At 72.4% G+C, this 11,070-nt stretch carries 12 protein-coding genes; 6 read left to right on the top strand and 6 right to left on the bottom strand.

Features of this window, described 5'->3' with window-relative positions; genetic code table 11:
- The first annotated feature begins 281 nt into the window (after window positions 1–281).
- Entirely contained in the window at window positions 282–1,481 is a 1,200-nt protein-coding gene (locus tag KBX63_RS21415) for a discoidin domain-containing protein (protein ID WP_247662785.1), read from the top strand.
- Between the two features lie 143 nt (window positions 1,482–1,624).
- Here KBX63_RS21415 and KBX63_RS21410 read toward each other — a convergent pair whose 3' ends face one another.
- Entirely contained in the window at window positions 1,625–2,011 is a 387-nt protein-coding gene (locus KBX63_RS21410) for a DUF2267 domain-containing protein (protein WP_210913328.1), read from the bottom strand.
- Between the two features lie 169 nt (window positions 2,012–2,180).
- Here KBX63_RS21410 and KBX63_RS21405 point away from each other — a divergent pair, with 169 nt between their 5' ends.
- From KBX63_RS21405 to KBX63_RS21390, 4 genes are all read left to right on the top strand, one after another.
- On the top strand, window positions 2,181–2,987 hold the full coding sequence (locus tag KBX63_RS21405; protein ID WP_307871787.1) for an SAM-dependent methyltransferase: 807 nt from the start codon (window positions 2,181–2,183) through the stop codon (window positions 2,985–2,987).
- Between the two features lie 172 nt (window positions 2,988–3,159).
- The gene (locus tag KBX63_RS21400; protein ID WP_210913320.1) at window positions 3,160–3,492 is read left to right on the top strand and encodes a nuclear transport factor 2 family protein; all 333 of its coding nucleotides are present in this window, start codon (window positions 3,160–3,162) and stop codon (window positions 3,490–3,492) included.
- Between the two features lie 202 nt (window positions 3,493–3,694).
- Window positions 3,695–4,027 carry an STAS domain-containing protein gene (locus KBX63_RS21395; protein ID WP_210913319.1) on the top strand — a complete coding sequence of 111 codons (333 nt, stop codon included), beginning with the start codon at window positions 3,695–3,697 and terminating at the stop codon, window positions 4,025–4,027.
- Complete coding sequence (locus KBX63_RS21390) at window positions 4,027–4,449, top strand: ATP-binding protein (RefSeq protein WP_210913318.1); 423 nt, start codon at window positions 4,027–4,029, stop codon at window positions 4,447–4,449. The genes KBX63_RS21395 and KBX63_RS21390 overlap by 1 nt, the downstream gene beginning before the upstream one ends.
- A gap of 10 nt (window positions 4,450–4,459) precedes the next feature.
- On the opposite strand, the gene KBX63_RS21385 is transcribed toward KBX63_RS21390, so the two are convergent.
- The gene (locus tag KBX63_RS21385) at window positions 4,460–6,004 is read right to left on the bottom strand and encodes a PP2C family protein-serine/threonine phosphatase (protein ID WP_210913317.1); all 1,545 of its coding nucleotides are present in this window, start codon (window positions 6,002–6,004) and stop codon (window positions 4,460–4,462) included.
- Between the two features lie 163 nt (window positions 6,005–6,167).
- Here KBX63_RS21385 and KBX63_RS21380 point away from each other — a divergent pair, with 163 nt between their 5' ends.
- Complete coding sequence (locus KBX63_RS21380; protein WP_307871786.1) at window positions 6,168–6,572, top strand: nuclear transport factor 2 family protein; 405 nt, start codon at window positions 6,168–6,170, stop codon at window positions 6,570–6,572.
- Window positions 6,573–6,605: 33 nt separating this feature from the next.
- Here the strand turns inward: KBX63_RS21380 and KBX63_RS21375 are convergent, their stop codons facing one another.
- The 4 genes from KBX63_RS21375 to KBX63_RS35360 form a co-directional block, all read right to left on the bottom strand.
- A complete protein-coding gene (locus KBX63_RS21375) occupies window positions 6,606–7,193 on the bottom strand; it encodes an SUKH-4 family immunity protein (RefSeq protein WP_210913316.1) in 588 nt (195 codons plus the stop codon).
- A 130-nt stretch (window positions 7,194–7,323) separates the two neighbouring features.
- Window positions 7,324–7,809 (bottom strand): molybdenum cofactor biosysynthesis protein, encoded by a 486-nt coding sequence (locus KBX63_RS21370; RefSeq protein ID WP_210913315.1) that lies wholly within the window; start codon window positions 7,807–7,809, stop codon window positions 7,324–7,326.
- Window positions 7,810–7,943: 134 nt separating this feature from the next.
- Entirely contained in the window at window positions 7,944–10,046 is a 2,103-nt protein-coding gene (locus KBX63_RS21365) for a PQQ-dependent sugar dehydrogenase (protein WP_307871785.1), read from the bottom strand.
- Between the two features lie 37 nt (window positions 10,047–10,083).
- Entirely contained in the window at window positions 10,084–10,875 is a 792-nt protein-coding gene (locus KBX63_RS35360) for a LamG-like jellyroll fold domain-containing protein (RefSeq protein WP_307871784.1), read from the bottom strand.
- Window positions 10,876–11,070: the final 195 nt, after the last annotated feature.

Here is an 11,070-nt window from a genome sequence, read left to right as displayed (position 1 = left end):
CGTAGTGCTGGCGCTGGCCGGCCGACGACGGACCCGCTGAAGTCGCCAAGCCGATCCACCCTCAGAACTCGCGCTCGAGTGACCAGCAGACTTCAGCGGCTTCAACTTCTGCCCATTAGGTCAACGGCGAGTACCAGGGCGCGCTGTTCCGGCTCACCCAGGGCCTGGAAGCGGGCGTCTCCGAGGTCAACGTCGGCCCGGACGGCGCCATCTACGTCGGTGGGCTCGGCGCGGGCGGCAACTGGGGCCAGTCCGGCAAGCTGGCGTACGGCCTGCAGAAGTTGACCCCGAACAGCGCCACCACCTTCGAGATGCTGGCGATGCGGGCCACCACGGCCGGATTCGAGGTGGAGTACACCCAGCCGGTCTCCGCGGAGACCGCCGCGAACCTGGCCGCGCACTACAAGATCAAGCAGTGGCGGTACCAGGCGACGTCCAACTACGGCGGCCCGAAGATCGACGAGGAGACGCTGACCGTCACCTCGGCGACCCTGTCGGCGGACGGCAAGAAGGTCACCCTCGCCGTCAACGGGCGCAAGGCCGGCCACGTGGTGTACCTGCGCTCGCCACGTCCGTTCACCTCGACCACCGGGCAGTCACTGTGGAGCACCGAGGCGTGGTACACGCTCAACGGCATCCCGGGCGTCACCCCGCCACCGACCGGCGGGACCAACCTGGCGCTCAACAAGGCGGCCACCGCGGACAGCTCCTGCTCGACGACCGAGGGCCCGGCCAAGGCCGTCAACGGCAGCGTGGCCGGCGGCAACGGCGACAAGTGGTGCTCGAAGGGCACCTCGAAGTACCTCCAGGTGGACCTGGGGTCCAGCCACGCGGTGAACCGGGTGGTGGTCAAGCACGCCGGCGCCGGCGGTGAGAACACCGCCTGGAACACCCGGGACTTCACGGTCGCCTCCAGCGCCGACGGCACCACCTGGACGACCCGGGCCACGGTGACCGGCAACACGGCGAGCACCACCACGCACGACGTCAGCGCGCCGGGCACCCGCTACGTCCGGTTGGCCATCACCGCGCCGACCAGCACCACCGACCCGGCCGCACGGATCTACGAACTGGAGGTGTACGCGGCGGCCGGTGGCGGATCGGGCAGCATCACCGGCGTCGGCGGCAAGTGCCTGGACGTGGACAACGCGGGCACCGCCGACGGGACCAAGGTGCAGTTGTGGACGTGCAACAGCACCGTCGCCCAGACGTGGAGCCGGGTCGGCGACACCTACCGGGCCCTGGGCAAGTGCCTGGACGTGGACAACGCCGGCACCGCCGACGGCACGAAGGTGCAGCTGTGGACCTGCAACGGCACTGGTTCCCAGGTGTGGCAGCCGCAGTCCGACGGGTCGATCCGCAACCCGCAGTCGGGCAAGGTGCTGCAGGCCGCCGGCGCCGGCACCGCCGACGGCACGCAGATCCAGATCGGCACGTACGTGGGCGGCGCCCACCAGAAGTGGGTGGTCAACGGCGGGTAGCCACCTGACCGCCGGGCGTGGGGCGGGGTCTGGCCGCAACCGGTCAGGGCCCGCCCCGGGCCGCCCGGCGCAGATCGTCGGCGACCAGCGCGTGCAGCGCCAGCACCCCTGTCACCGCGTCCCCGGACGGCCGCGGCGGCCGGTCAGGGGCCCTGCGGCAGCGGCTGGGCCAGCTCCTTGAGGTCCGCCGGGAGCTGCGACAGGGCGTCCTCGAACTCCCGGTGCCCGACCACCCGGTGCATCGTCTGGAGCACGGCCCGAGAGCCCCGCTCGGCGGTGGGGCGGTCGGTCCCCGCGCGGTCGGCCACGCGCCGCAGGAACTCGTCGTAGCCGAACGCCTCGGGCGCCTCGGCGGCCTTCACCAGCAGCGGGCTCAACTCGGCGGCCAGGTGGGGCGCCAGCGCGGCCGCCTCGCCGCCGCTGAGCCGCTCGGTGAGGGTCCGCAGAACCGCCTCGGTCAGCGGTCGCGCCTGCTCGGGCGGGACCCCCGCCCGTGCCGCAACCTTGTCGACGAACGCCAGCTCGGCCATGCCCCCGCCCTTCGTTCCGGAAACGCGTGGCTACCCGGGTCCACCGGCGGCAAACCCGGACCGGTCACGGTGCGTACCGGCCGGCGTGGGTGTCCGCTTTACCGACCGAAGGGCTGTGCGAGCATGGTTGTCCTCTGTGTCTTCCCCCACCTCCAGCGGAAGGACGCCCGTGGCAGAAACCGCCCCTCTCCCGGCCACCGACGGCACCAAGATCGATACGAGTGTCCCGCACTCCGCCCGGATCTGGAACTACTGGCTCGGCGGCAAGGACAACTTCGAGGTCGACCGGCTGGCCGGCGAGCAGGTTCGCGAACTCTTTCCCGCGATGATCGAGACGGCGCGCGAGTCCCGCGCGTTCCTTTCCCGGGCGGTGCGCTTCCTCGCCGGCGAGGTCGGGATCCGCCAGTTCCTCGACGTCGGCACCGGGCTGCCCACCGCCGACAACACCCACCAGGTTGCCCAGCGGGTCAACCCGCAGAGCCGGGTTGTCTACGTCGACAACGACCCGATGGTGCTGGCCCACGCGCGGGCGCTGCTGGTCGGCAGCCCGGAAGGGCTGACCCGGTACATCCACGCCGACCTGCACGACCCGCAGGAGGTGCTCGGGCATGCCCGCGAGCACCTCGACCTCGGCCAGCCCGTCGCGGTCCTGCTGTTCGGGGTGATGGGCCACGTCGGCGACGACGACGAGGCGGTCGCCATCATCCGTGCCCTGCTCGACGCGGTTCCGTCCGGCAGCTACCTGGCGCTGTCCGACGGCACCGACACCAGCGCGGCGGTCGTCGAGTCGCACCGGCAGTACAACGAGAGCGGCGCGCTGCCGTACCACCTGCGCAGCCCGGAGCGGATCGCCCGGTTCTTCGACGGCCTGGAGCTGGTCGAGCCCGGCCTGGTGCCGTTCACCCACTGGCGGCCCGAGCAGGACGGCCCGCCGGCTGACCTGGACGGCTACTGCGCCGTCGGCCGCAAGCCCTGACCCGCGCCGCGCCGTGAGCGGCCGGCGGGCCGCTCACGGCGCGGGACACCGCGACGATGGGGTCGACGGCGGGTCTGTCGGTTGCTCCGCGCGGCACCGGCACCGTCTCGTACCGTGAGGTCGAACGGGGAACTCGGCTGCCCGACGGTGGCCCACGCCGCAGGAGGAGCAGATGGCGGTCGACCTGCCCGAGGTGATCGACCGGTACTTCCGGGCCGCAGAGGACGGCGACCTGGAAACCTTCGTCGCCTGCTTCGCGGACACCGCGACCGTGGCCGACGAGGACCGGCTGCACGAGGGACGGGCGGCGATCCGCGCCTGGCGGCAGCGGACGATGGAGGCCTACTCGTACGCCGTGGAGCCGGTGACGGTCACGCCGCAGGCGGGCGACTCGTACCTGGTCCTCGCCCGGGTGTCGGGCACTTTCCCCGGCAGCCCGGTCGAGCTGCGGTACCGGTTCACGCTGCGCGACGACCTGATCGGCGCCCTGGACATCCGCCCGTAGCGACCGGTTCGCCCCTCCCCATGACCCTGTCCGGCGCGGCTCCGGGCGACGGCGACGGGTGGAGCCCGATCGCCGCCGGGGACGCCCGTCGATCGCGACGGCACCTGCCGAACGCCGCCGAACGGAGGACACAGCCGGCAGGCCGGAGGGTGACATGATGTGCCGACAACGGCTGTCACGACGAGGAAGGTGCTGCTGCCCGATGGCGCACTTCGAGGCCCGGACGTCCACGGCATCCGGCCGGATCGTCGTCACGCTGTCCGGCGAGTGCGACCTGGCCACCCGGGAGGAGCTGACCACCGTGCTGTCCGCGGCGGTCCGCGGCGCGCCCGTGGTCGTGGTCGACGTGGGCGGGTTGCGCTTCCTCGACTCCACCGGCCTGCACAGCCTGGTGACCGCCCACCAGACCGCCCGCGCGGCCGGTCGGCGGTTGTACGCCGTCAACGCCAGCGGGCCGGTGGCCGCCGTGCTGGACATCACCGGCGTCGGCAACCTGCTGCGCCCGCCCGCCGACGACCCGCGGCTGGCGGGCTGATGTCGGCCGGCCGGCGGGAGATCCGGATCGTGGCCGAGCAGTCCGCCCACGCCCCGGCCACGATGGCGTACCAGGTGGCGACCGACCTGCGAGCGCTGCGTGCGTTCGTCTGCACCGGGGCGCTGGCCCGGGGCCTGCCGCCACACCGGGTGGAGCTGCTGACGTTGGCGGTCAGTGAGCTGGCCACCAACACGTTGCAGCACACCACCGGCGGTGGCCGGGTCCGGCTGTGGGCCGAGGCGGACCAGTTGTTCTGCGACGTCATCGACCAGGGGCCGCCGGCGCGAGCGTTCGGCCGGAACATGCCACCCGCCGACGCGGTACGGGGTCGAGGGCTGGCGATCGTCGAGCAGGTCTGCGACGAGGTCGCCGTGCTGACCGAGCCGGAGGGAACGGTGGTGCGGCTCCGGCTCGGCCTGTGAGCCGGGCGACTCAGGGCAGCACGCGTACGGCCAGCGTGCAGGTGTCGTCGTCCGGGCTGGGGTGGTGCAGCAGGTCACGCAGCCTGCCGAGAGTCTGCTCCCCGGGCGCGGCGGAGAGCGCCGAGAGCATCGAGCGCACCTGTTCCAGCCGGTCCTCCTCGGGCGCGCGCCGCTCCACCAGCCCATCGGTGTAGAACAGCACCACGTCGCCCGGACGCAGCCGCGGGGTGAGCACCGGGTACACCGAGTCGCCGTCGGCGCCCAGCAGCAGGCCCGTCGGCCGGTCCAGCGGGCCGGTCTCGCCGTCGCGGGACAGCAGCGGCGCCAGGTGCCCGGCGCGTCCCCAGCAGAGCACCCGGGTCCCCGGGTCGTAGACCGCGACCACTGCGGTCCCGGTGATCGCGAGCTGACCGCAGAGCCGGTTGAGATGCCCGAGCAGCACCGCCGGGTCGCGGATGCCGACCGACAGCCAGGCCACCAGCGCGAAGCGCAGATGGGCCATCCCGCTGGCGGCGTTCAGCCCGTGACCTGCCACGTCACCGACCGCTAGCACGACCGACCCGTCCGGCAGGGTCTGCGCGTGGTACCAGTCCCCGCCCACCCGCACCGTGCTCTCCGCCGGCAGGTAGTTGACGATCGCCTCCAGGCCGGCCAGCGGGAACGGCTCCCGGGGCACCGGCTGGATCAGGTTCTGCAACTGCCCGGCAAGGCGGTGCTCGGCCAGCGCCGTCATCTCCCGGGTCCGCAACTGGTCGCCGAGCTGCTCGATGGCGGTCCGCGAGTCCACCCTGGCCGTCACGTCCTGCACCACGGCGTGGATCTTCAACGGTGTGCCGTCCGCATCCCGCGACACGTCGGAGAGGATCCGTAGGTACTTCACCGCGCCCGCCGCCTGGAACCGGACCGTCACGTCCGAGGAGGCTCCGCTGTCCAGCGTCTGCCACGCCGCCTCGCGCAGCATGTCGTCGTCCGGGAGCACGGCGGCGGACTGCTCGGCTCGCGACAGCGGGCCCAGCGCCGGGTCACGCTCGAAGATCCGGTACATCCCGGGTGACCACTGGCTGACGCCGCTGGCCAGGTCGTACTCCGCCCAGCCGAGGCTGCCCAGCAACTCGGTGCGCTCCAGTCGACGCAGGTCCTCGTCGAGTCGTTGCCAGGCCACCAGCAGGCCACCGAGCACCCTGTGCACGTGCACGTCGAACAGCGAGTCGGCGACGACGCCGGTGCGCTTCTCCACGTACCGGAAGTCGGCCATCCGGCCGGGTGACCCGGTGGCCAGCACGTCGAGGTAGAGCCGCCAGAGCGGACCGTCGACCATGCTCGGGTACAGCTCGGTGAGCCGCGCGCCCACCCGCTCGATTCCCCGGCCGTAGATGTCGTGGCCCTGGCCGCTGGTGGCCGCGATCCGGAAGTCCGCGACCGGCCGACCGTCGTCCGGCACCGGCAGCAGCCACGTGCAGCCGGCCGGAACGACCGCCAGGATCTCCCGCACGACCGCCTCGACCGGCCGCGCCGCCCCGGCGGCGTGTGTGGCACGCCCGCCCTGGTCCGCCATGCCAGCAGCCTAGCCACCGGTCGGCCCGCGGCCCACAGCCGCCGCGTCGACTGGACGCGACACGCGCCCGCCGCCGGGTGCGACCGGCCGCCGGCCGATCCGCACCCGTTCGGGCCGCGTCGGCTGCCACAATGCGGAAAGCCCCGGTGGACGGTGGCGCCGGGTGGACCCCGATCAGGAGGACGGCACCATGCCGGACAGCGAACGCGAGGCGGAACTGTTCGACGCCGAGCGCACCCTTCAGGCGGCCCAGCGGGCCGGCGACGTGGCGGCCCTCGACGAGTTGCTCGTCGACCAGCTGATCGCCATCGGCCCGGAGGGCGGCAAGCACACCAAACGGGAGGACCTGGCCGCGCACCGCGACCGGACCTCGGTCATCGAGGAACTGGTCGAGGAGGAGCTGGACCTGCTGGTCGCCGGGTCGACCGGCGTGACGTTCTTCCTGGGCCGGGTGGCCGGAGTGTTCGACGGCACGCCGTTCGCGGCTCGCCTGCGGTACACCCGGACCTGGATCCATGACGACCCACACGGCTGGCGGGTGCTCGCCGCGCACATCAGCCCGGTCTGACCCGTCGGCCGGGTGGTCGTCGGCGCGACCAGGTCAGGTGACGGTCACCGCCCGTCCCCCCGCGCCGGCGTCGCCGTCGGACTCGTCGCCGTCGGACTCGTCGTCGTCCTCGTAGTCGAGCAGGCCCTGCTGGTCGAGGAAGGCGTACCACTGGTCGTCCGCGGGGGTCAGGTCGGCGTAGCCCGGGCCGAGCAGGTAGTAGTGCACGAAGGAATCCAGGTCGGGGGCGAGCTCCTCGAAGGCGTCCGACATGAACCACTCGGTGCCGGTCGGTGGGAAGTACCAGATGGCGCCGGTGCCACGATCCAAGAAGATCGGCTCGTCGCTGCGGGTGCCGATCACCAGCCAGCCCGTCCGGTCATCCGGGATGGACGAGAAGTCCGGCGCGTAGTCCAGGTGGTACTGGATGCCGGCGAGGGTGGACGTGGACGCCAGCTCGATCCGGCCGGCGCGCAGCCCGTCGACCACCAGCAGGAGATCCCGAAGGTCGGCCGGGACGTCCGCCGGCACGGCGTCGGTGGCCGCGCCGTCGCCGAACTGGGCGTACCCCAGGCTTGCCGGCTGGTCCTCGGCCAGGTCGGCCCGCAGCTCCTCGATGAGCTGGTGCAGCTCGGGGGTCATGTCACCACCTCCATCCGGATCGGGGGTACCTGCTGAGCCCGGTCCTCGTCGTGCGGCCGGTACCTGTCCCAGATCTGCATTGTGGACCTCGACGCCTCCCGCGGAGCACCTGACCCGCCCGCGACCAGCGCTAGGACGCGGGCACCCGCTCGACGGTGGCGTCGACCGGGCCGATCCGCAGGACCCCGTCGTTGAGCGGCGTGCAGCGGATGCCGCCGGTGGTTCGTAGCGCCTTCCACGCACCGGGGCCGACCGTGACGTCCATCCAGGCGCAGGGGCGGGCGGCCCGGTTCACCCGCAGGCTGACCGGGCCGTCCCCGGAGTCCAGCACCAGCACCTTGCCGATCAGTTCGTCCACCGCGATACCGGTGGTGAGGACGTTGCGCCGGACAGCCGCCAGACCGATGCCGGGCGGCAGCGACTCCTGGGCGATCACCGTCACGCTGGCGTCGCGGTGCGCCGGCTGGCCGAAGTACCGGTCGCCGACGATGCCGAGGCCGGCCCGGATCCGCACCACGTCGACCAGCTCACCGGGCGGGGCCGGCGCCGGGCCGGCGGTGGGCCGGCCCAGGAAGCGGTGCACGGGCGAGGCCAGCAACTCGACGATCTGTGGCATGGCAGCGATTCTACGAACCGGATGACGCACCCCGGGCCGGCTCGGCGTTCCCGGCCGGCGAGCGGCCACGGGCGATCACGCGTCCGGCAGGCGCACGGGGACGGCGGCACGGGTGCCGCCGTCCCCGTCGGTGCTCAGGCCGGCGTGCCGGTGACCGTCAGGTTACGCAGCCGACCCACGTTGTCGAACGAGCCGAAACCCACCCGCCCGGAGCCGAAAGTGCTGTCCTTCGCGGTCATCAACGGGTCCCGTCGCCCGTCGATGTAGACGGCGATCTCGCCGGTCGCCGGCAGGTGCACGACCCGTACGCGGTGCCAGTCGGCATCGGTGATCGCCGGGTTGGCGCCGCGCGACCGGCCGTTCCACTGGTGGTCGATGCGTTCCCGGTCGGCATTGTCGACCTTGAAGATGCCGTTGTGCGGGTAGATCGTGTTGTCGGTGGAGAGGTGGGCGTAGTAGAACTCCGTGTCCGAACGCCAACCGAAGACGATGATCACGTCCCGGTTGGTGACCTCCACCGGCGTGTCGAGCCGTACCCGCGCCTCGACCTCGACCGACGACCAGGCCGGCCCGGCGGTCAGCACGGCGTACTCGAAGGGCCGGCGTGGGCCCGGCCGGCTGACCCCGGCCTCGGCGAGGATGACCTGGTCGTGGGTGAACTGCCACTTCGCCGGGGTCACCGGCGCCCAGTTCGATGCCCCGGCGGTGCGGCGCAGGGTGGTGTTCCCGACGTCGCCGCTGGCGAAGACCCGGGTGCCGGTGACCTTCCAGACCTTCCCGTTGGCCTTGGCGAGCACGTAGAGCTCGCCGGCGGCGTCGGTGCCGAAGCGCAGGTCGACGCGATTCGGGTCACCGGGGGCGCCAGGCCCGGAGAGGTCCCGCATGCGAACGGGAGCGCCCGCGGCGTCGAACAGGGCGAGCTGGTGGATCGGGGCCAGGCCCCGCCCGCGGCGCATCTCGTTCGCCTCGGTGTAGAGCACCCGGCCGTCGACCAGGTCGCCGAAGACGTACTTGCCGCGCAGCGCGGGCAGCGCGCGTCCCCGGTAGACGAAGCCGCCGGCCACCGCGACGCCGACGTCCGCGGTGCAGTTCCAGTCCGCGGCGGGGTCGTGGTCGTACGCGGCGACCGGGTAGGTGTATCCGTAGCGGTCGTCGTCGGCGGGGAGCGGGAAGAGGCGGTCGCAGGGGTTGGTGGCCGTCCTGTCGAAGACGAAGGATCCCTCGCGCTCGCTCCAGCCGAAGTTGTCGCCGGCGCGAACCTCGTAGATCGCCTCGATGGCGTGCTCACCGATGTGCCCGAGATACATGCGACCGGTCGCCCGGTCCCAGCTGAAGCGGTGCGGGTCGCGGAAGCCCAGGGCGTAGATCTCGCCGAGCGCGCCGGCGTGGCCGACGAAGGGGTTCGTGGCAGGAATGCCGTACCGCCCGTTGGCGGAGTCGGTGCCCCGCGGGTCGATCCGCAGCAGCTTGCCGTGCGGCATCCCCAGGTTCTGCGGGTCGGTGTTGCGGACGCCCAGACCACCGTCGCCGACCGCCAGGTACAGCAGGCCGTAGTCGGGATCGTGGCGCTTCGCGGTGGGATTGAAGTTGATCTCCTGGATGCCGTGCACCTGGCCGCCGAACCCGATGCGCAGGACCTCCCGCCGGGTGCCGGCGAACGTGTCGGCGCTCGGGTCGGTCGCCGTCCACTCGGTGATCACACCGTGGTAGATCGTGCCGGCCTGGGCGTAGTCCGGCGGGGTGGTCGTCGCCGATGCCAGCTCGGTGTGGATGGTGTAGAACCGGCCGTTGGCGCCGAACTCGGGGTGGAAGGCGACGTACCCGAAGCCCTGGCCCAGGCCACGGCCCGAGAAGAACTGCGGCGCGAAGGTCGCCGCCACGTCGAGGTAGACGTGCGGCACGCCACCTTCGACCAGGTAGAGGCTGCCGTTCAGGTCGGGCACCGCCCGCCGGCCGGAGCCGTCGGGCACCTCCATGATGGTGTTGATCCGGGCGGTACGCATGAGCCGCTGATCGGTCGGGGCCGGGTTCGGGTGCGACTGCGGGAAGCTGGCGTACTCGGTGAGGACCAGCCCGAGCCGGGACTGGATCGGCATCTCGGGGACCGGGTCGTAGACCGCGTCGGCGGCCCGGGCGGGTGTCGCGAGCACGGTGGACAGGATCAGCACGACGGCGGTGAGGCCGGCCGTCAACACGGATCTGCGGATCCTGCGGGCGCTGTCGTGGAGGATGAGCACGCGTGTCTCCTTCTCGGTGGGACGGTGCCGAGGGTGGTCAGCGGGCCAGGTGGCGGTGCTGCCTCCGCACATCGCTCGCGGAGACCACGCTGTCGAGGAACATCAGGCCGTCCATGCGGCAGTCACACGGGTTCCGCTCCACCGTGTCCTGGGGGAAGCTTCCACCGATCTTGATGCCCCGAGGGTCGGAGGCCGTGGTCACGTGCGGGCCGGGCCCGGACACGAGCCACGGGTCGTCGGTGCGGGTGTAGAAGCCGTCCACCGGTTCGCCGTTGCGGTAGAGGGCGAGGGCGCCGGTGCCGAAGTCGAAGGTGGCGGCGAGGTGCACCCACTCGCCCGCCGGCAGCAGGTCCCGCCAGTCCTGGCTCGCCGCGAACGTCTGCGAGTTGCCGCCGTCGAGGCGACGGCCGAGCGCGACCAGGCGCAGCTCACCGTTGACGTCGATCAGCTCCAGCAGGGCCCGGACGCCGTGGCCGTCGGAGTCGCCGGTCAGCACCCCGGCCAGGCCGATGGCGTTGTACCGGTCGTTCGGGTCGGCGGTGGTGGAGTTGGGCAGCGGGCTGTCCATCTCCAGCTTGAACCAGCCCATCACGGTGGTGCCCGCGGTCGCGCTGAAGGCGCGTAGGGTGCGGACCCCGCTGGCCGACCAGGTGCCGGCCTTCCAGTCGTCGTTGCCGGCCACCGTCGGGTCGATCTGCCGGGTCTGCACCGCGTTGCCGCTGCCCCGGTAGGCGTGGTCCCGCACCCGCATGGCGGCACCGCCGTTGACCAGCTCGATCTCGGTGCCGGATCGGCCCTGGTCGCGCTCGAGCGCGGGGTCGCCCGGCACCGGGTGGTCGAAGTCGTAGGCGGCGACCAGGTGCGCGCGCAGGGCGGGGTGGACGTCGGACGGGCGGTCCCGACCCGCCTGCGCCGGGGTGCTCCAACGCCGGTCAGTGCGCCGATCGCCAGTAGGGAGACGGCGGCGATGGCGGCTCTTCTGACGCTGGACATCGCGTTCACCTCATTTCGCGGCACGCCGGTG

Origin of the sequence: Micromonospora sp. U21, from assembly GCF_018070045.1 — a bacterium.
Taxonomy (GTDB): domain Bacteria; phylum Actinomycetota; class Actinomycetes; order Mycobacteriales; family Micromonosporaceae; genus Micromonospora.
Note: the sequence above shows the minus strand (reverse complement) of the source record. Positions and strands in the feature narration are given on the sequence as shown.